This is a genomic window from Thermaurantiacus sp. (assembly GCF_053487655.1).
In genome coordinates this window covers 1-18,802 of sequence record NZ_JBRCLD010000013.1, presented here as the reverse complement: position 1 = coordinate 18,802, position 18,802 = coordinate 1, and the positions used below count along the sequence as shown (strand labels likewise).

General features: G+C 67.6%; 17 protein-coding genes. 11 read left to right on the top strand and 6 right to left on the bottom strand.

The features are described from left to right. Positions 1–57: 57 nt before the first annotated feature. The 4 genes from ACWIQA_RS01500 to pepN all read left to right on the top strand — a co-directional run bounded on the left by ACWIQA_RS01500 (position 58) and on the right by pepN (position 5,094). Positions 58–699, top strand: coding sequence for an Npun_F0296 family exosortase-dependent surface protein (locus tag ACWIQA_RS01500; protein WP_448581295.1), 642 nt, complete (start codon positions 58–60; stop codon positions 697–699). 72 nt (positions 700–771) lie between these two features. Next, a complete protein-coding gene (locus ACWIQA_RS01495) occupies positions 772–1,692 on the top strand; it encodes a sulfite exporter TauE/SafE family protein (RefSeq protein WP_448581294.1) in 921 nt (306 codons plus the stop codon). Continuing rightward, a complete protein-coding gene (locus ACWIQA_RS01490; RefSeq protein WP_448581293.1) occupies positions 1,689–2,447 on the top strand; it encodes a TIGR02186 family protein in 759 nt (252 codons plus the stop codon). Before ACWIQA_RS01495 ends, ACWIQA_RS01490 begins: the two co-directional genes overlap by 4 nt. Positions 2,448–2,511: 64 nt before the next feature. Next, complete coding sequence (gene pepN, locus ACWIQA_RS01485; RefSeq protein ID WP_448581292.1) at positions 2,512–5,094, top strand: aminopeptidase N; 2,583 nt, start codon at positions 2,512–2,514, stop codon at positions 5,092–5,094. On the opposite strand, the gene ACWIQA_RS01480 is transcribed toward pepN, so the two are convergent. Further along, positions 5,053–6,426: an MFS transporter gene (locus tag ACWIQA_RS01480; protein ID WP_448581291.1), complete on the bottom strand. Its 1,374-nt coding sequence runs from the start codon at positions 6,424–6,426 to the stop codon at positions 5,053–5,055. The genes pepN and ACWIQA_RS01480 overlap by 42 nt on opposite strands. A gap of 106 nt (positions 6,427–6,532) precedes the next feature. Between ACWIQA_RS01480 and ACWIQA_RS01475 the strand changes: the two genes are divergently transcribed. From ACWIQA_RS01475 to hslU, 6 genes are read left to right on the top strand one after another with little or no spacing between them, the layout of a single operon-like run. After that, the gene (locus tag ACWIQA_RS01475; protein ID WP_448581290.1) at positions 6,533–7,972 is read left to right on the top strand and encodes a lipopolysaccharide biosynthesis protein; all 1,440 of its coding nucleotides are present in this window, start codon (positions 6,533–6,535) and stop codon (positions 7,970–7,972) included. Next, complete coding sequence (locus ACWIQA_RS01470; protein ID WP_448581289.1) at positions 7,969–8,976, top strand: NADP-dependent oxidoreductase; 1,008 nt, start codon at positions 7,969–7,971, stop codon at positions 8,974–8,976. The genes ACWIQA_RS01475 and ACWIQA_RS01470 overlap by 4 nt, the downstream gene beginning before the upstream one ends. Continuing rightward, complete coding sequence (locus ACWIQA_RS01465) at positions 8,973–10,106, top strand: YjgN family protein (RefSeq protein WP_448581288.1); 1,134 nt, start codon at positions 8,973–8,975, stop codon at positions 10,104–10,106. Before ACWIQA_RS01470 ends, ACWIQA_RS01465 begins: the two co-directional genes overlap by 4 nt. After that, a complete protein-coding gene (locus ACWIQA_RS01460; RefSeq protein WP_448581287.1) occupies positions 10,093–11,178 on the top strand; it encodes a M48 family metallopeptidase in 1,086 nt (361 codons plus the stop codon). Before ACWIQA_RS01465 ends, ACWIQA_RS01460 begins: the two co-directional genes overlap by 14 nt. A 32-nt stretch (positions 11,179–11,210) precedes the next feature. Beyond that, positions 11,211–11,759 (top strand): ATP-dependent protease subunit HslV, encoded by a 549-nt coding sequence (gene hslV, locus ACWIQA_RS01455; protein ID WP_448581302.1) that lies wholly within the window; start codon positions 11,211–11,213, stop codon positions 11,757–11,759. Positions 11,760–11,764: 5 nt separating this feature from the next. After that, on the top strand, positions 11,765–13,084 hold the full coding sequence (gene hslU / locus ACWIQA_RS01450; RefSeq protein ID WP_448581301.1) for an ATP-dependent protease ATPase subunit HslU: 1,320 nt from the start codon (positions 11,765–11,767) through the stop codon (positions 13,082–13,084). Here hslU and phhA read toward each other — a convergent pair. The 4 genes from phhA to ACWIQA_RS01430 all read right to left on the bottom strand — a co-directional run bounded on the left by phhA (position 13,074) and on the right by ACWIQA_RS01430 (position 17,355). Beyond that, positions 13,074–13,931 (bottom strand): phenylalanine 4-monooxygenase, encoded by an 858-nt coding sequence (phhA, locus tag ACWIQA_RS01445; RefSeq protein WP_448581286.1) that lies wholly within the window; start codon positions 13,929–13,931, stop codon positions 13,074–13,076. The two genes, hslU and phhA, sit on opposite strands and share 11 nt — an antisense overlap. A 126-nt stretch (positions 13,932–14,057) precedes the next feature. Next, on the bottom strand, positions 14,058–14,504 hold the full coding sequence (locus tag ACWIQA_RS01440; RefSeq protein WP_448581285.1) for a DNA polymerase III subunit chi: 447 nt from the start codon (positions 14,502–14,504) through the stop codon (positions 14,058–14,060). A 5-nt stretch (positions 14,505–14,509) separates the two neighbouring features. Beyond that, positions 14,510–16,012 (bottom strand): leucyl aminopeptidase, encoded by a 1,503-nt coding sequence (locus ACWIQA_RS01435; RefSeq protein ID WP_448581284.1) that lies wholly within the window; start codon positions 16,010–16,012, stop codon positions 14,510–14,512. Next, on the bottom strand, positions 16,009–17,355 hold the full coding sequence (locus ACWIQA_RS01430) for a dihydroorotase (protein WP_448581283.1): 1,347 nt from the start codon (positions 17,353–17,355) through the stop codon (positions 16,009–16,011). Before ACWIQA_RS01430 ends, ACWIQA_RS01435 begins: the two co-directional genes overlap by 4 nt. A 21-nt stretch (positions 17,356–17,376) precedes the next feature. Between ACWIQA_RS01430 and ygfZ the strand changes: the two genes are divergently transcribed. After that, positions 17,377–18,156, top strand: a complete 780-nt coding sequence (gene ygfZ, locus ACWIQA_RS01425; RefSeq protein ID WP_448581282.1) for a CAF17-like 4Fe-4S cluster assembly/insertion protein YgfZ — start codon at positions 17,377–17,379, stop codon at positions 18,154–18,156. Here the strand turns inward: ygfZ and ACWIQA_RS01420 are convergent. After that, positions 18,153–18,802, bottom strand: a 650-nt coding sequence (locus ACWIQA_RS01420; protein ID WP_448581281.1) for an HpcH/HpaI aldolase/citrate lyase family protein, incomplete at its 5' end; no start/stop codon positions are given. The two genes, ygfZ and ACWIQA_RS01420, sit on opposite strands and share 4 nt — an antisense overlap.

Genomic DNA, 18,802 nt, shown 5'->3' with positions numbered 1-18,802 from the left:
TTTTTCCTGCCGTCGCTGCGCCGTAACAGCAGGCACCATCCTTAAGGAGTCCTTCGCATGCATCGTCTTCTTGCCCCGGGAGCTGCACTCCTGCTCGCGCCTGCAGCCCATGCTGTTGCGTTCGTAAAGGCCCCCTATGGCACGCTCGCCCCTGGCGAAGTGCTGGTCGTCACCTTCGATGCCCCTGCTGCCCCTGGCTTCACCGTTTCGGGCAATGCCGGCATCTACAGCGGTGCTGGCGGTCTCATCCCAGGCATTGCCCGGCCGCTTCCCGGCAACAAGAGCCTCTACATGTCGGTGCGGCGCAATCCGCTCGAACAGGCGATTGTCGATACGCCGCTCCTGCGCTCGCTCTCCTTCGACCTGGGCTCGCTTGATCCAACCAACCGGGTCCAATTTTTCGGCCCCTCGGGCCTGGTTGCGAGCTTCACCGGAAGCCAGCTTGCAGCGCCCGGCATCGCCAATGGCTCGGGCACCGACCCCAATGCCAATGCCCGCTTCCTGTTCAACTTCGGCCCGACTCCGGTGAACCGGATCGTCTTCACCTCGGGCCAGAACAGCTTCGAGTTCGACAACATCGCCGCCGGCGTCGTGCCAGAGCCTTCGACCTGGGCCATGCTGCTTGCAGGCTTTGGCCTCATCGGCCTTGCCATGCGGCGGCGACGGCGCGACGGCCAGGTCAAGTCCGTCCTCGCCTGATGCGCAGCGGCTGGCGGGCGCCTGCCAACGCCCGCCTTTTCCCCGCCCCCTTCCCCCGATAAGCGGGCGCGCGTGGACATCTATCTCCCCATCGCCGAGATGTCGGTGAACGCGGCCGTCATCATCGCGCTTGGAGCCCTGGTCGGGTTCTTGTCGGGGATGTTCGGCGTCGGCGGGGGCTTCCTCACCACGCCGCTCCTCATCTTCTATGGCATCCCGCCCGCCATTGCCGTTGCGTCGGCTGCAACCCAGGTCACTGGCGCGTCGGTCTCCGGGGCCGCCAACCATTATCGCGCTGGCGGAGTCGATGTGAAGATGGGGCTTGTCATGGTCGGCGGCGGGCTCCTTGGCTCGGCTGCTGGCTCGCTTCTCTTCCGCCAGCTCCAGGCGCTCGGACAAGTCGACGTCGTGATCGCTCTTGCCTATGTGCTGCTGCTCGGCACGGTCGGGCTCCTCATGCTGCGGGAGTCGCTTGCTGCGCTCAGGCACCTCCGCCGGGGCGAGCCAGCGCCGCGGCCGGCGCGCCGGCACCATCCGCTTGTCGCCAGCCTGCCGCTTCGGATGCGCTTTCCCCGCTCCGGCCTCTATATTTCGCCACTCGCCCCGTTCGTCATCGGTGCTGCAGTTGGCATGCTCACCATCATCATGGGCGTGGGCGGCGGCTTCATCCTCGTGCCTGCCATGCTCTACCTCCTCGGCATGGCCGCCGGTGTCGTCGTCGGCACCAGCCTGTTCCAGATCGTCTTCGTAACCGCCGTTGCAACCCTCCTCCACGCCTTCCAGTCGCAGACGGTCGATATCGTGCTCGCTGGCCTGCTCCTGGTCGGTGGCGTGGTCGGCGCTCAGCTCGGCGCCCGCACGGCCCAGCGGCTCGCACCAGAGCGGCTGCGGCTTGCACTCGCCATCCTGGTGCTTGCCGTCGCACTGCGGCTCCTCATCGGCCTCACGATTACGCCGCGCGACCTTTACTCAATCGAGACGGCGCTCGCATGAAATGGCTCGCCGGCCTCGTCCTCATCTTGGCGCTGCCCCTGCAGGCGGCCCAGCCCACCCTTGTTGCCGATCTCTCGCAGAGCCGGATCGATATTTCCTACCGCTTCGCTGGCGAGGAGCTCCTGGTCTTTGGCGCCATCCAATATCCAGGTGGCCGGCTCCCGGCCGAAGCACCGGGGATTGCCATCGTCATCCGCGGGCCGACTGCACCCTTGACGGTCCGCCAGAAGAGCCGGGTGCTCGGCATCTGGATGAACCGCGAGGCCGTCCGCTTCGAGAGCGCGCCCGGCTTCTATGCCGTTGCCACTTCGTCCCCCATCGCCCAGCTGCTGGATGAGCGCAACGCCGCCATCTACGAGATTGGCCTTTCCTTCCTGCAGCTGTCGCCAGCCACTGCCGTTGATCCCGAGACCAGCCGAAGGTTCCAGGATGGCCTCCTGGCGCTGCGCCGGCGCGATGGCCTGTTCGTCGAGCAGCCCTATGGTGTCCGCATCACCGCCGATGTCCTCTACCGCGCCCGGATCCCTATTCCCTCGGCAGTGCCGGTTGGCGACTATCGGGCCGAGATCTACTTGATCCGCAACGGCCGCGTCCGGGCCCGGGCAACGGCCCCCATCATCATCGACAAGAGCGGGTTCGAACGCGATGTCTGGCTGTTCGCCCACCGCAACAGCATCGCCTATGGCCTGCTCGCAGTCGGAATGGCAGTGGGCACTGGCCTTGTTGCCGGCGTTGGCTTCAGCCGCCGCGCCTGACACCTCCCTGCCACACCCCTGGCACCCCCTTGCCCGGCCCAGGTGCCAGGCCTAGCAGGCAGGGATGGATGCCATCACCCGCAGCCCGGCTGCCCCGACGGGGCCAGATGTCACTCGGCTCGCCGACTACCGCCCGCCCGACTGGCTGGTGCCGACGGCCACGCTCCGGTTCGAGCTCGCACCTGAGCGCACCCTCGTCCACGCTCGGCTCGAACTCCTTCGCAACGGCCAGCACGACCGGCCGCTCCGGCTCGATGGCGACTCACTCGAATTGCTCGCGCTTGCAATCGACGGCGCACCCCAGCCGCTCCCCGCACCTTCCGGCTCCGGGCTCACACTCGCGCTTCGAGGCGACCGTGCCGTCATCGAGACAGTGACGGCGATCCACCCGGTGACGAACACGCGATTGATGGGCCTCTATGCCTCGGGCGGCAACCTCTGCACCCAATGCGAGCCCGAGGGCTTCCGCCGCATCACCTTCTTCCCTGACCGGCCCGACATCTTGACACGCTTCCGGGTCCGGCTCGAGGCCGACCGGGCCGCCTTTCCCGTGCTGCTGGCGAACGGCAACCCCGGTGCGGCGGGCGAGCTTCCCGGCGGCCGCCATTTCGCCGAATGGGACGATCCCTTTCCCAAGCCCTCCTACCTCTTTGCTGCCGTCGCTGGCCGGCTCGAGCCCTGCCGCGACCGCTTCACCACCATGTCAGGCCGCCATGTCGATCTCGCCATCTGGGTTGCCGCCGAAGATGTGCCACGCACCGCCCATGCCATGGAATCCCTCAAGGCTGCCATGCGCTGGGACGAGGAGCATTATGGCCGCGAATATGACCTCGACGTCTTCAACATCGTCGCCGTCCACGACTTCAACTTCGGCGCCATGGAGAACAAGGGGCTCAACATCTTCAACGCCCGCTACATCCTCGCCGACCCTGAGACGGCAACCGATTTCGACCTCGATGCCGTCTCCGCCGTGGTCGCGCATGAATATTTCCACAACTGGTCAGGCAACCGAGTCACCTGCCGGGACTGGTTCCAGCTCTCGCTCAAGGAGGGCTTCACGGTCTTTCGCGAGCAGCAATTCACCCACTGGCTCGGCTCGCCTGCCGTCCGCCGCATCGAGGAAGCGCGGGCGCTGCGTGCCTTCCAGTTTCCCGAGGATGCCGGCCCCTTGGCCCACCCGGTGCAGCCCGATCATTATCTCGAGATTTCCAACTTCTACACGGCAACAGTCTACAACAAGGGCGCCGAGCTCATCGGCATGATGCGGCGGCTGATGGGCGAAGCCGCCTTCCGCCGCGCTTCAGACCGCTATTTCACCGCCAATGACGGCAAGGCGGCAACGATCGAGGACTTCCTCGCTGCCATGGCCGCCGAGGGCCTGGAGGCCGCGCGCTTCCGCCACTGGTACCACCAGGCTGGCACGCCCAGGGTCGAGGCGCGGCTCAGGCAGGAGGCGGGGGCAACCATCCTGGAGCTCGCCCAGTCGAATCCGGTTGCCGGCGCAAGCGCACCCCCGCTCTTGATCCCCATTGAAGTCGCGCTCTTCGGTCGCGACGGAACCCGCCTTACCGAACCCCGGCTTGTGACTCTCGCCGAGCGCATGGCCGAAGTGCACTTCGAGGGGGTCGAAGCCCCCGCGCTCCTTTCCATAAACCGCGGCTTCTCCGCCCCCGTGCTCATCTCCCCCGACCCAGACCCAGCCGATCTTGCCATCCTCGCGGCGCACGATGATGACCCCTTCGCCCGCTACGATGCCCTGCAGCGGCTGATGCTTCTTGCGCTTCTCGCCAGCATCGAGGCCGGCGCACCGCGCAGCCACGCCGAGGTGGTCGAGGCGGTGGGCAACACGCTCAAGGAGCGTTGGCGCGATCCCGCCTTCGTCGCCGAGGCCATCCTCGTCCCTTCCGAATCCCTCATCGGCGACCGGATGGACCAAGTCGATCCGCTCGCCATCCGCGCCGCGCGCGAAGCCTTGCGCGTGGCCATCCTCGACGGCTGCGCGCCAGCGCTGTGGGACGCCTTCCATGCCGAAGAGACCGAGGCGCGTGACCTTTCGCCGCGCGCCAAGGGGCTGAGGCGGCTCAAGGGCGTGGCGATTGCCGCCTTGCTTGCGCGCGATGATGCGGAGGCGACGTCAGCTGCCTTCCGCATGTTCACCAGCAGCCGTTCCATGACCGACCGCATGGCGGCCCTGACCGCGCTCGCCTCCTCGAGCGCTGCCGAGCGGCAGGAGGCGCTTGCGCTGTTCCGGGCGCGCCATGGCGATGACCCGATGCTCCTTGACAAGTGGTTTGCCGTCCAGGCGGGGTCGGGTCGGGCCGACACGCTCCAGGCAGTTGAGGTGCTCGCCCAGGACCCGGCGTTCGACATCCGCAACCCCAACCGGGCACGCGCACTCCTCCTTGGCTTCACAGCCAACCAGGCCCGCTTCAACTGCCCGGAGGGCTACCGCTTTATCGCCGACCAGGTCCTCGCCCTCGACGCCCTCAACCCGTCTGTCGCCAGCCGGGTCGCCCAGGCGCTGACGCGCTGGAAGCGCATGATCCCGCCGCTTGCTGCCGCGATGCGGACCGAGCTTGAGCGGATCGCTGCCGCGCCGAAGCTTTCACGTGACCTTGTGGATGTCGTCTCCCGTGGCCTTGGCTGAGGTGGCAAGCTGGCTCTGGATCCGGGCATGGGCGTCTGCCGTGATCGGCCAGCGCCACGCCATTGCTGCTGCTGCAAGACCAAAGACCATTGGCGGCGCGATGAAGGTCATGGAAAGCCCAGCAAGGGCAGTCCCGTCATTGTGTGCTCCCGGCGCCGGGTCGAAGCCGAAGGCGCCGAGCAGCGGGTAGAGCAGGCCGACGGGGAGCGCATAGCCGAGCTTTCCAGTCGCAGTGAGGAAGGCGTAGGCAAGGCCGGTCGTATCCCGCTCCTCCTCATGGGCTTCCCGGCGGTCGAGGCGCTGGGCGTCCAGCAGGTCGGCAAGCATCGCGCGCACGAGGAAGATGGGGGCTGCAAAGGGCACGCCGGCGATCGCCATGCCAAGTGCTGCAAGCGGCACATGGCCACTTGGCAGCAGCAGGATGAGGATCTGCACCGCCCCCTTCCAGCCGATCGCAACCGACACTGCCTTGTGCTTGCCAATGCGAGTCGCAAGCCGGATCCACAGCGGGGCGGCAGCGAGGCCGGCGACGAAGTAGAAGAGGAGCAGGAGAGAGGTCTCCGCCTGGCTGTAGCCCTTCACTTGCGTGAAGAAGAAGAGGAACAATGCTCCGGTGATCGCTGGCACGGCCGAGGCGAGCAGGTCGATGCCGAGCAGGAGGCGCATCCGCCGGTCGGCGAGCACGCGCCCGGCCGCAGCGAGCGAAAAGCCGTGGGCCGCACCTGGCGCCTCTCCTTCAGGCACCAGGAGGCCAGCGACAAGCGCGGTCGGAAGAAGGAGGGCGATGATGAACCCGCCCATGGCGTGAATCCCGGCATGCGTTTCGCTACCAGTCACACTGAGCGCGAGGGGCGGGAGGACAAGAACGAGAATGGTCCCCAACACATTGGCCGTCGTCCACCAGCCGAAGATGCGCGCGCGCTCGGCATAGTCGGCAGAAAGCCGCGCGCCCCAGCTGGTCTGGGCCAGCCCCGCCATCGAGTAGCCGAGGTAGAGCGTGAAGAGGAAGGCGAAGGCGGCCGAAGCGCTCACGCCTGGCCGGGCCATGAAGAGGAGCCACACGCCCGCCGCGAGCACCAGTGCGCCACCCACGAGCCAGGGCCGGAACTGCCCGAGCCGGCTGCGCGTGCGGTCCATCAAGCTGCCGAGCAGCGGGTCGAGCGGGATGTCGATAAGCCGCACCAGCGCGAAGAGGAAGCCAACGGTGCCGATGGAGAGCCCAAGCGTGCCCGAATAGTGCGGCGGCAGATAGACGACGAGCGGAAGCCCAAGCGCAGCCAGCGGCAGACAGGGGCCGCACCAGGCCAGCAAGTGACGGTTCGCGACCCGCATGTTGCACCCCTGCCGCACGCAAGGCCGGAAGAAAAGCGCAGCGGTGCGCATCCTTTCCAACCGGGCGGCGCTTGCCCATCGCAGCAGCCCATGTCAGCAGCAGCCCATGTCCAGCGCGGAACTGGCAAAGGGCGGCCGGCAGAATGTGTTCGGCTATCTCATGCGCCTGGTCGCGCGGATTCCGTTCCTCGTCATCGGCGGGCGGCTCTATGGCGCAGAAGAGCTCGGCCGCTTCGCCTATGCGACGATCACGGTCGAGTTCGCAGCAGCCCTCGCCCTTGTTGGCTTGAAGCGCGGCATCGCGCTCGCGCTCGCCCGCGGCCGCCAGCCTGAAACCCATGTCCTTGCCGATGCCATGCTCCTCATTCTCGGCGTGGGCACGGGGATTGCCGCTGTTCTCCTCTTCTTCCCCACCCTCCTTTTCCCGACTGGCCTGCGATTCGACTGGGAGCGCTTCCTCGCCCTTCTCGTCCTCCTGATCGCAGTCCTCGACCTGCTGCTCTCGGGGCTTGCCTTCCACAAGCGGATCGATGTCCAGGTCCTGTCGCGCTCGCTGGTCGAGCCCTGGGTGCTCTCGCTTGCCGCCATCGGCCTGTGGTTCACACCGCTGCAGCCAGCGGGTCTTCTCATCGCCTATGTGCTGGCGCTCGTCGCTGCCTCGGCAGTCGCCTGGAGCCCGGCCTTTCGCCAGTTTGGCCTGCCCCGGGGCTGGCGGCCCAGCATCGCCCGCATGGCAGCGCTTGCGCGGGAGAATCTCCCAGTCGCAGGCGCTGACGTCATCGACTGGACGTCGCGGCGGATCGACCTCTTCATCCTCGGCCGTTTCGCCTCGGCCGAGGTGGTGGGCGTCTACTATGTCGCCCAGCAGGTCGCCTCGCTGGCCGGGCGCTTGCGGACCAGCTTTGACCCCATTCTGGCACCGCTTTTGTCGCGCGCGCTTGCTGCCAACCGCCATGCCGAAGCCGCCGGCCACCTCGCCCAGGTCGGCTTCTGGGTCATCACTGTCCAGCTTGCCGTCGTCATCATGATCGGCATTGCCGCGGAAGGCACCATGGGCCTGTTCGGGCCCGAGTTCGCAGCCGGCGGCCTCGTCCTCCTCTTCCTCCTCCTTGCCGAGCTTGCCGCAAGCCAGGCCTCGATTGCGGAGTCGGCACTCATCTACACGCGGCGCAACCTGAACCTTCTCCTGAGCCTTGCAGCACTTGCCCTTGAAGCCGGGGTTGCCATCGCCCTGGTGCCGATGTGGGGCGGCGCGGGGGCTGCCGCGGGGCTCCTTGCTGCCATGCTGTTCATGGCCGTCACCAAGCAGATCCTCCTGGTCAAGACGCTGGGCAAACCGGTGCCGATGTGGCGGGTCTCAATCCTCATTTGCGCCGTGCCAGCCTTCCTCTGGGGCTGGGCCACCCTCATCGTCTTGCCCGAAGCCCTTCACATGGTTGCAACCGGCTTCGGAGTCCCCCTCATCTTCTTCTTTCTCATGTGGCGTTTCGCCTTTACAGACGCTGACAAGCTGCTGCTCCGGAAGGCGCGGGAGGAACGGACATGAGGAACTTGACCGTGAGGCTCGCCCGCCGCCCCACCGGCATGCCGGGGCCCGAGACCTGGAGCATCGCCGACGAACCCGCACCCGAACCGGCAGAAGGCGAGGTGCTGGTCGAAGTGAAGGCGATCAGCCTCGATCCTGCCATGCGCGGCTGGCTTAATGAAGGGAAGAGCTATATCCCGCCCGTCGGCATCGGCGAGGTGATGCGGGCGAGCGGTGCTGGAGTCGTCCTCCACTCGCGCGATCCCCGCTGGCAGCCCGGGGACACGGTCATGGGCGGCCTCGGAGTCCAGCGCTTGGCTTGCGTGCGCGGCCAGGACCTCGAGGCCATCGACCTTGCCATCGCGCCCTTCGAGCGCTGGCTCGGAGTGCTCGGCATTCCTGGCATGACAGCCTGGTTCGGCCTGTTCGAGGTCGGCGCAGCCAAGGAGGGCGAGACCGTCGTCGTCTCGTCTGCCGCCGGGGCAGTGGGCGGGCTCGTCGTCCAGCTGGCGAAGCGCCACGGCTGCCGGGTCGTCGGAATTGCCGGCGGGCCACAGAAGTGCCGGCTGGTGACGGAGACGTTCGGGGCAGATGCCTGCATCGACTACAGGGCGCACGCGGGTTTGGGCCCGCTGCGCCAGGCGCTTGCGGCCGAAGTGCCGGGCGGTGTCCATGTCTATTTCGACAATGTCGGCGGCGAAATCCTGGAGGCTGTGATGTCGCTTCTCGCCCGCCGGGCCCGAGTCGTCATTTGCGGCGCCATCTCCGGATATAATGATTTCGCCAATATTCGCGGCCCCCGCAACTATCTGAACCTCCTCATCCAGCGCGCGCGGATGGAAGGCTTTGTCGTCTTCGACTATGCCGCCCGCTACGGGGAAGCCCGCGCCGAAATCGTCAAGGGCCTGGCAGACGGCAGCATCACGGCACGAGAAGATGTGCGCGACGGCCTCGACAGCTTCCCGGACGTGCTGCCGCTCCTCTACACGGGCGGCAATTTCGGCAAGCTGGTGCTGCGGCCGTGAGCGCGTCCGGAGCCGAGGGGGAGCCGAGGGTCCATTTCGCCGGCCGGGCCGGGCCGTTCCTCCTCATGCAGCTCTGGCGGGCGTTCTTGAGCGTCATCACACTCGGCATTCATCGCTTCTGGTGGAAGACCGCCAACCGTCGCCGGCTGTGGGAGGAGACGACCATCGACGGCGACCCGCTCGAATATCGCGGCCGCGGCATCGAGCTTTTCAAGGGGTTCGTGATCGCCTTCCTGCTCGTCTTCCTGCCGCTTGGAGCCCTGGCGCAGCTGCCGCAGCTTCTGCAGCTGAGCGGGGCATCGGAAGAGGCACTTGTGAGTGCCGCCCTCCTTGTGCCGCTGGTGCTGCTGCCTGCGATCGGCCTTCTCCTCGGCTACGCCGTCTGGCGGGCGCGGCGCTATCTTCTTTCGCGCACCGCCTGGCGCGGTATCCGTGCCGGGCTGGAGGGAAGCGGCTGGCGCTACGCCCGGCTCAACTTCGCGATGCTTGCCCTGAAGGCGGTGACGCTCGGGCTTGCGACGCCCTATGCCGACGCAAGGCGCTGGAACGCGCTCTGGAACGATGCCCGCTTCGGCACGGAAGCGTTCAGAGCCAAACTCAACTGGGGACCGCTGTTCAAGCCCTGGCTGATTTCTCTGGGGCTTGCCGTCGCGCTGGTCCTGGTGCCGCTCCTCCTGGCGCTTCCGACCCTGATGGGGGTCATGGGCGCTGCCGAGCTTCCCGCAGCCGGCCGGGTCCCTGCAGTCGCGCCGTGGTTGGCCATGCTCGTCCCGTTTATCGGCTTCGCCGTCTTTCTGGGGGTCGTCACCCTCATCCTGCCACTGGCATTCGTGCCCTGGCGCGCAGCCTTCCTGTCGGCCGCGGCAGGCGCGACCCGGCTGGGGGACGTCGGCTTCGCCTTTGCCGCGACCCGGTCGCAGTGGCTCCGCTATCTGCTCGGCAATGCTGCGCTCGTCATCCTGACGCTTGGGGTCGGCGCACTGCTTCTGCCCTGGCGGCAGTGGGCGTTCTGGATCACGCACCTGCGGATCGAGGGCGTACTCGACGAGGGGCGGATTCGCCAGTCGCAGCTTGCCGCACCGAGCCACGGCGAGGGTCTTGCCGAAGGTTTCGACCTTGGCGGCATCTGACGGCCAGCCCGCCGTGTTGATGGACGGCGTCACGCTGGAACGCCAGCCGGTCAGGCTCCATCCGATGAAGGGCGGGATCGTGGTCGCCCGGCCCGACGGCGGCTCGGAGCGGCTGCGCTTCGAAACCCTGGAGCTGGTCTCCGACCTGCCGGACCGCACCATCCTCGGTCGCGCCGACCTGCCCGACTGGCGGCTCTCCGTCGCGCCGCCCTTGCCGATACGGCAGCGCAGGCGGCTGCGCCGCTCCGGCCAACCGTCGCCCTCCCGGCGGCTCGCGCGCGCAACGATCATCTTGCTGATGGTGGGCACGGGCGCGCTCCTTTGGCTACGGGGTGGCATGCTGCTCGAGCGGGCCGCGCCGCACGTCCCGCTGTCGGTCACGGTTCCGCTGGGGGAGGCGATCGTCGAGCAGGTGGCAGGCGGGCGCTTCTGTGCCACGCCCGAGGCCGAGGCAGCGCTTGCCCGGCTGCTCGCCCGCCTGCAGCCAGAGGGTGGGCATGCCGAGCCAGTCGTGGTGCGGATTGCCGACCTCGGGGTCGCCAATGCCCTGGCAGCGCCAGGCGGGCAGGTTCTGCTCACGCGCGGCCTCATCGAGGCCGCAAGCGGGCCAGACGAAGTGGCGGGCGTGCTCGCGCACGAACTCGGCCATGTCGAGCATCGCCATGCCACCGAGCTGCTGCTGCGCAACGCCGGCATGGCCATCCTCCTCTCCAGCCTCAACAGCAACCTTGCCAACTTCGCAGACACGCTGCTCCAGACCGCGATGAGCCGGGAGAAGGAGCGGGAAGCCGATGCCTATGCGCTTGCAATTCTTGCCCGCGCCGGAATATCGCCAGCCGGCCTTGTTGCCTTCTTCACCCGCGCAACAACGGAAAGTGCGGATGCCTCGCCACTCGTACGCCGCCTTGGCAACTGGGTGAGCACGCATCCGCCGGCGCCGGAACGGCTGGCCACCTTCCGCGCTGCAGCAGCACGGGCGAGGGGAACCACGCCGGCCTTGTCGGCTTCCGACTGGCAGGCGCTTCGCTCGGCGTGCGGGCCGCCCCTTCAAGACCCACCCGCTGGTTCCTAAATTCGCAGCAAAGACGCGAAGGATTTCTTCCCCTGAACGCACACGCCCCCACGTGGCACGGCACCACCATCCTTTCCGTGCGCAAGTCCGGCCGGGTCGTCGTCGCCGGCGATGGCCAGGTCAGCCTCGGCCAGACCATCATCAAGCCCAATGCCCGCAAGGTCCGGCGCCTCGGCGCCGATGGCGCGGTCATCGGCGGCTTCGCTGGCTCGACGGCCGACGCCTTCACCCTCTTCGAGCGGCTCGAGGCCAAGCTCGAGCGCTTCCCCGGCCAGCTCACCCGCGCGGCCGTGGAGCTCGCCAGGGACTGGCGGCAGGACCGCTATCTCCGCCGGCTGGAAGCGATGATGATCGTCGCCGATCGGGAGGTCACTCTCCTCCTCACCGGCACTGGCGATGTGCTCGAGCCCAATGACGGGATCGCTGCCATCGGCTCGGGCGGAAACTATGCGCTGGCTGCCGCACGCGCGCTCGCCGACACCGACATGGACGCCGAGGCGATCGCCAGGCGGGCCATGCAGATCGCAGCTGACATCTGCGTCTACACCAACGACCAGCTCACTGTGGAAGGAATTGGATGAACCGCATGCCCGCGCCAGGCGCCTTCAGGTCCGGCGAGGCGCTCACCCCCAAGGCCATCGTCGCCCAGCTCGACCGCCACATCGTCGGCCAGACCGAGGCCAAGAAGGCGGTTGCGATCGCGCTTCGCAACCGCTGGCGGCGCCAGCAGCTCGAGCCGGCGCTGCGCGAGGAGGTGGTGCCGAAGAATATTCTCATGATCGGGCCGACCGGCTGTGGCAAGACCGAGATTGCCCGGCGGCTTGCGAAGCTCGCTGACGCCCCGTTCGTGAAGGTGGAAGCGACCAAGTTCACGGAAGTCGGCTATGTCGGCCGCGACGTCGACTCGATCATCCGCGACCTCGTCGAAGACGCGATCCGCCTGGTGCGCGACAGCCGCCGGGCAACCGTGCGCGAGGCCGCCGAGGCCGCCGCGCTCGAGCGTCTCATCGACGCGCTCGTCGGCAAGGATGCAAGCGAGGCAACGCGCCTCGCCTTCCGCCAGCGCATCCTCGAAGGCCAGATGACCGGCCGCGAAGTCGAAGTGGAAGTCGAGGATTCCGGGCCCCAGCTCCCCTTCGATCTTCCCGGTATCCAGCCCGGCCAGGTCATCAACCTCGGCGAGATGCTGGGCCGGGCCATGGGGGCCCGGCGGACGAAACGCCGCAAGATGCCCGTCGAAGCCGCCTGGGAGCAGCTCGTCAACGAGGAAAGCGACCGCCGGCTCGACACTGAGGAACTGACGCGCGAAGCCGTCAGGGCCGCTGAAGCCAATGGCATCGTCTTCCTGGACGAAGTCGACAAGATCGCCGTCTCCGATATCCGCGGCGGCTCCGTCAGCCGCGAGGGCGTCCAGCGCGACCTCCTGCCGCTCATCGAGGGCACCACGGTTTCCACCCGCTATGGCCCCGTCAAGACCGACCATATTCTCTTCATCGCCTCGGGGGCCTTCCATGTGGCAAAGCCCGCCGACCTCCTGCCCGAGCTCCAGGGGCGCCTCCCCATCCGGGTCGAGCTGAAGGGCCTGACCAGGGAGGATTTCGTGCGGATTCTCTCCGACACCGAAGCATCGCTCACTCGCCAATATGTGGCCCTCATGGCAACGGAAGGCGTGGAGCTCACGTTCGCAGCAGACGGAATCGAGGCCATCGCCCGGATCGCCGCCGAAGTGAACGAGCGGGTGGAGAATATCGGCGCCAGGCGCCTTGCAACGGTCATGGAAAAGCTGCTCGAGGATCTCTCCTTCGACGCTGGCGAGACGCGGTCGCTTGTGATCGATGCCGCCTATGTCGAGCAGCAGCTCGCCGCCATCGCCCGCGACAGCGATCTTTCCAAGTTCATTCTCTAGGGGGCGCCGCCTCGGCCTGGGTGCCGCGGGTGAAAACGCGGTCACTGGGCAGGATGTCGGTGATGGCGAGGTCGGGGAGTGCGGCCAGCCGGGCGTAGAGCGGCGCAAAATCGGTCTCAAGCGTGATCTGGAGCAGCGCCTCGAACGAGGGAATCACGAAATAGGTCTGCTGGAAGGCGTCAATCCGGTAGCGGGTGCGCATCACCCGCTCGAGATCGAAGCCGAGGCGGTTGGGGCTTGCGCTTTCGAGCGCGAACCGGCTCTCCGCAGCTGAGGAAACGATTCCGGCGCCATAGATCCGCAAGCCCTCGGCGGTTTCGACGAGGCCGAACTCGACCGTGTACCAGTAGAGCCGGGCGAGCTTGCCGAGGCTTCCAAAGCCCATCGAGCGAAGGCCGCCTTCGCCATAGGCCTGCATATAGTCGGCGAACACCGGGTGGGCGAGGAGCGGCACATGGCCGAAGACATCATGGAAGACGTCCGGCTCCTCAAGATAGTCCATCTGGCTGGCATCGCGCAGGAAATTGCCAGCGACGAAGCGGCGGCCGGCAAGGTGGCGGAAGAAGACCTCCTCTGGCACCAGCCCGGGCACTGCCACCACTTCCCAGCCGGTCAGCCTGCCGAGCCGGTCGGAGAGGCGGCGGAAGTCCGGCACCCCTTCCGCGAGGTCGAGCTTCGCCACCCCTTCGAGGAACGCGGGCGCCGCGCGGCCGGGCAGGAGGCGCATCTGCCGGTTGTAGAGGGCGCGCCAGCGCGCGTGCTCCTCGGCCGTGAACCGTTCCCAGTGCTGCGAAACGGTCCAGTCGGCGGCAGCCTCAGGCGGCGGCGCATCAAGAACATGGCTCATGGCCGGCACCCTAGCACAAACTGCCGCTCGGCACCCCCTCAGCGCCCGGCACGGACCTTGTCGATGAGCGCATCGAGCGCCCCCACCTGCCGCTCGAACACCGGTCGCACGAGGCAGCACCAGCGCTCATCCCTGTTTCTCCCATTTGCCCGAGGCTGACTGTTTCCAGAAGATGCGCGTGGCCGTCGGGCTTCCGGCCAGCGCCTTCCATTCCGCGCGCGCCCGCGCATGGGCGTCGCTGCCATCGTCGAACAGGTGGAAGGCGCGGGCGAAGGGCAGCGGCAGCGCGGGAAGCGGGGCCCCCACCAGCATCAGCAGCTCGGCACCATTGGCAGGTGTGAGGGTCTCGGAAAGCAGGATGGGCTGCGCACCTTCCGCACCCGCCCCGGCGCGGGCGTGCGGCAGGAAGCTCGCCGGGTCCTGCGTCCACAGGAGCCGGTCGAGGGTGTCGAGCGTCGGCGCATCGGCGACCACCAGCAGCCGCTGCCGCCTGTCCCACGCCCGTGCCGCCAGCTGCACTGCCACATCAATGGCGGGGCGGCGGGTGCAGTGGTAGAAGCCGATTTCGGTCACCTGGCTCAGCGCTCGCGCGTTGCGGCCACAAACCGGTCGATCAACCGGACTCCAAAGCCCGTTGCGCCCTTGTCGTGGGTTGCGCCCGCCTTCGCCTTCCACACCGTGCCAGCGATATCGAGGTGGGCCCATTTGACTCCCTCGGCCACAAAGCGCTGGAGAAACTGGGCGGCGGTAATGGAGCCGCCTTCGCGGGGCCCCACATTCTTCATGTCGGCAATGGCGCTGTCGGTCAGCTTGTCATAGGCGCCGCCCTTCTCGCCAAGCGGCATCCGCCACAGCCGGTCGCCCGAGGATTCCCCTGCCGCCTTCAGCGCATCCGCAAGGCCATCGTCGTTCGCGAACATGCCGGCATATTCATGGCCGAGGCTGATGATGATGGCCCCCGTCAGTGTTGCAAGATCGAGCATCACGTCGGGCTTCCAGCGGCTCTGCGCCCACCACATCGCGTCCGAGAGCACGAGCCGCCCCTCGGCGTCGGTGTTGATGACTTCAACCGTCTGCCCGGAATGGGTGGTCACCACGTCACCCGGCCTCTGGGCATTGCCGTCGGGCATGTTCTCAACCAGCGCGCATACGCCGACCACCCGGGCGCGGGCCTTGCGCCCGGCAAGCGCAACCATGGCGCCAGCGACGGCCGCTGCACCGCCCATGTCCCACTTCATGTCCTCCATGCCGGCCGCCGGCTTGATCGAGATGCCGCCGGTGTCGAAGGTGACACCCTTGCCCACCAGCAGCAGCGGCGTGGCATCTGCGTTGCCGGTCCCGTTCCACTCGAGCGCGATGACGCGCGGCGGCCGCGCCGAGCCCTGCGCCACGCCGAGCAAGGCGCCGAAGCCAAGCCGGGTCATCTCGGCCTCGTCGAGCACGGTCACCTCGAGCCCGAGCGGGCCGGCCATTGCCTCCACCTTTTCAACAAAACTTTGAGGATAGATGATGTTGGCAGGCTCGGTCACCAGCTCGCGGGTGAGGAATACCCCCTCCATCACCTGCTTGAGGGGCGCAAACGCTGCTTCTGCTCCCGGCGCGCCGGCGATGGCGAACTCGGCGAACTTCGGCTTCTCCTCCTCCTTCAGCGTGGTGCGCCAGCGGTCATGGCGCCAGCTGCGCAAGGCCGTCCCAAGGGCCAGATGCGCTGCCGCCTCAGAAAGCGGCACTCCGAGCCCCGACAGGCCCGAAAGATCGGCGGTGGCGGCCGCGGCCTTCAGCTGGAGATGCTCGGCGACCTTGCCGCCAAGCTCCTCGAAGGCGCGCGCATCGGCCTTGCCCGGCTCGCCCAGCCCCAGAAGCAGCACCCGCTCGGCAGCAAGACCAGAAGGTGCCAGCAGCTCGACCATCGCCCCCTTCTTGCCGGTAAACGCCGCCGCCTTCATCGCACGGCCGAGCTGGCTGCCCGTTGCGCGGTCGGCCGCCGCGGCAGCGGGCGTGAGGGTGGCGCCGTCGGCAGCGAAAAGCACCAGCGCCGGCGCCTCGCCCGGGGCTTCGGGGAATCGGATCGAAAGGGTCATGCCTCGCCTGCAAGCGTGTCGGTGAAGCGGATCGGCCGGCCGGCTGGTGCACCCAAGAGCTCGCCTTCCCACATCACGCGCGCACCACGAATGACAGTGCCGACCACCCGGCCACAGAGTTCCATGCCTTCAAACGGCGACCAGCCGCAGCGCGATTGCAGCCAGTCCCGCGTTACCGTCATCCGGCCGTTCAGATCGACGACCGAGAGATCGGCGTCATAGCCAGTGGCAATCCGGCCCTTGCCTGCCAGATTGAACAGCCGCTGCGCTCCAGCAGCCGTCAGATCAACCAGGCGTGCAAGGGTCAGGCGGCCTGCAGCCATATGGTCAAGGAGCAGCGGCAAGAGCGTCTGCACACCCGGCATTCCCGCCGGCGTGTCGGGATAGGTCCGGCCCTTCTCCTCAAGCGTGTGCGGCGCATGGTCCGAGCCGACGACATCGGGCACACCCTGGCCCAGCCAGTGCCAGATCCCCTCCCGGTGCGCAGCCGAGCGAATGGGCGGGTTCATCTGGGCAAGCGTGCCAAGCCTCGGGTAGGCTTCTTCGCCCGCCAGCGTCAGATGCTGGGGCGTCACTTCGCAGCTTGCAATGTCGCGATGGCCGGCAAGCCACTCCAGTTCCGCTGGCGTTGTCACATGGAGGATATGGACTGGCCGCCCCGTCTTGCGGGCGAGCGCAACGGCCCGTCTGGTCGCCCGGATGGCACTTTCATCATCGCGCCAGATGGGGTGGCTTGAAGGATCGCCCGGGACGCGCAGGCCCCTGCGCTCCTGCAGCCGCGGCTCGTCCTCGGCGTGGATCGCGACCCGCCGACGGCCGTTGCGCAAGATGCGCTCGAGCGTCGGGTCGTCGGGCACGAGGAGATTGCCAGTGGAGGCGCCCATGAACACCTTGATGCCACAGCAGCCGGGAAGCCGCTCCAGCTCGCCAAGCAGGTCAGCGTTGTGGGCATGCCCCCCCACATAGAAGGCATGGTCACACCACATCCGCCCTGCCGCACGCGCGAGCTTGTCGAAAAGCGCATCTGCGGAGTCCGTGAGCGGGTTGGTGTTCGGCATCTCGAAAAGAGCCGTAACCCCGCCCATGACTGCCGCCCGCGAGCCGGATTCCAGATCCTCCTTGTGCTCAAGACCAGGCTCGCGGAAATGGACCTGGGTGTCGATGACACCGGGCAGAATGGTAAGCCCAGTGCAGTCGATCACTTCAGCCGCGCTGCCCGCCCCGCGCGGCAGCAGCGCTGCGATCCGGCCGCCCGTGACCGCAAGATCAAGGGGCAGAAGCCCGCCCGGAGTGAAGACATCGGCATTGCGGAAAAGGCGATCAAAGCTTGCGGCTGCACCCATCGAGCCTATCTAGCGGCTTCAATGCCGCTTGCCCACCTCCGTGACCGCCGGGTGCTCAGGATTTCCGGGGCCGATGCCCGCCCCTTCTTGCAGGCGCTCGTCACCCATGATGTTGGGCTCCTGGCTGCAGGACAGCCGCTTGCAACTGGCCTCCTCTCACCGCAGGGAAAGGCGCTCTACTGCTTCCTGCTCCATGCCGAGGGGGACGATATCCTCCTCGATTGCGACGCTGAAGTGGCCGGGGCACTTGCGAAGCGGCTCCTCATGTTCCGCTTGCGGCGCGCGGTCGAAATCACCCCGACCGGGCTTGCCGTCTTCGCCGCCTGGGGAGACTCGGCGCCAGACCGGCCCGCCGACCCGCGCCTTGCTGCGCTCGGCCGCCGCTGGGTCGCGCCCGCCGACGCCCATGCCCCCGATGCCTCGCTCGCCGACTGGCATGCCCACCGCATCGCCCTCGGCGTGCCCGACCAGGCCGAGATCGGCACCGATGAGCTCCTCTGGCTCGAGACCAATGCCCGCGAGCTCAACGCCGTCTCCTTCACCAAAGGCTGCTATGTCGGCCAGGAAAATACGGCGCGCATGCACCACCGCGACAAGGTCAGGAAGCGCCTGCTGCCGCTGAAGCTCGCCGGCCCACAAGGCGATGGCCGAGTGATGGCCGGCGATCGTGAGGCAGGCATGCTCCGCGGTTCGGGCGCCGGTGACCTTCGCTTCGCGCTCCTGCGCACCGAGTTGCTCGACCAGCCGCTGACCATTGCCGGCGCGCCGGCAACCCTTGTGCGCCCCAAGTGGCTCGCCTAGCGCTCGAGGCCGATGGCAGCCGCGATTGCAAGCAGCTGCTGCGCTTGCGCCACATGCAGCGCCTCCACCATCTTGCCACGGTGGGTCGCAACCGCCCGCCCCTCGGCCAGCGCTGCCGCATGCGCGGCAATGAGCGCGCGAGCCTCGGCGATCTCGTCGGCGCTCGGGCTGAACAGATGGTTCACAATTTGAAGCTGCGCGGGGTGGATACAGGTCTTGCCGTCAAACCCGAAGGCGCGCGCCGCCCGCGTTTCCGCCTCGAGTCCCGCGGGATCGTCAAGGTCGATGAATACGCCATCGAAGGCGAGGATGCCATGGGCGCGCGCGGCAAGCACGATCATCCCCATGGCAAGGTGGAGCGGCTCGCGGCCCCGGCCCGGCCGGGCATGGAGGTCCTTGGCAAGATCAGCGAAACCAGCAACAAGACCCGTAATCCCCGGCACGGCCGCGATCGCATCGGCGGCGAGCACGGCCTTGGGCGTCTCAACCAGCACCCAGACTGGCTTGCCTGCAGCCGCCGCCACGGCTCGCTCGGCATCTTTCGGTCCGTCGATCTTGGGCACCACCATCACGTCCGCCGCACTTCCTGCAACCGCTGCGGCATCCGCCTCGAACCAGCGGGTCGAAACCCCGTTCACGCGAATGG

Bases quoted from the DNA above. Each gene is read 5' to 3' on its own strand.
- ACWIQA_RS01430 (WP_448581283.1), bottom strand. From the start codon at position 17,355: ATGGGTGCAGCCGCAAGCTTTGATCGCCTTTTCCGCAATGCCGATGTC.
- ACWIQA_RS01490 (WP_448581293.1), top strand. From the start codon at position 1,689: ATGAAATGGCTCGCCGGCCTCGTCCTCATCTTGGCGCTGCCCCTGCAG.
- pepN (WP_448581292.1), top strand. From the start codon at position 2,512: ATGGATGCCATCACCCGCAGCCCGGCTGCCCCGACGGGGCCAGATGTC.
- phhA (WP_448581286.1), bottom strand. From the start codon at position 13,931: ATGAGCCATGTTCTTGATGCGCCGCCGCCTGAGGCTGCCGCCGACTGG.
- ACWIQA_RS01470 (WP_448581289.1), top strand. From the start codon at position 7,969: ATGAGGAACTTGACCGTGAGGCTCGCCCGCCGCCCCACCGGCATGCCG.
- ACWIQA_RS01500 (WP_448581295.1), top strand. From the start codon at position 58: ATGCATCGTCTTCTTGCCCCGGGAGCTGCACTCCTGCTCGCGCCTGCA.
- ACWIQA_RS01435 (WP_448581284.1), bottom strand. From the start codon at position 16,012: ATGACCCTTTCGATCCGATTCCCCGAAGCCCCGGGCGAGGCGCCGGCG.
- ACWIQA_RS01480 (WP_448581291.1), bottom strand. From the start codon at position 6,426: ATGCGGGTCGCGAACCGTCACTTGCTGGCCTGGTGCGGCCCCTGTCTG.
- ACWIQA_RS01475 (WP_448581290.1), top strand. From the start codon at position 6,533: ATGTCCAGCGCGGAACTGGCAAAGGGCGGCCGGCAGAATGTGTTCGGC.
- hslU (WP_448581301.1), top strand. From the start codon at position 11,765: ATGCCCGCGCCAGGCGCCTTCAGGTCCGGCGAGGCGCTCACCCCCAAG.
- ygfZ (WP_448581282.1), top strand. From the start codon at position 17,377: ATGCCGCTTGCCCACCTCCGTGACCGCCGGGTGCTCAGGATTTCCGGG.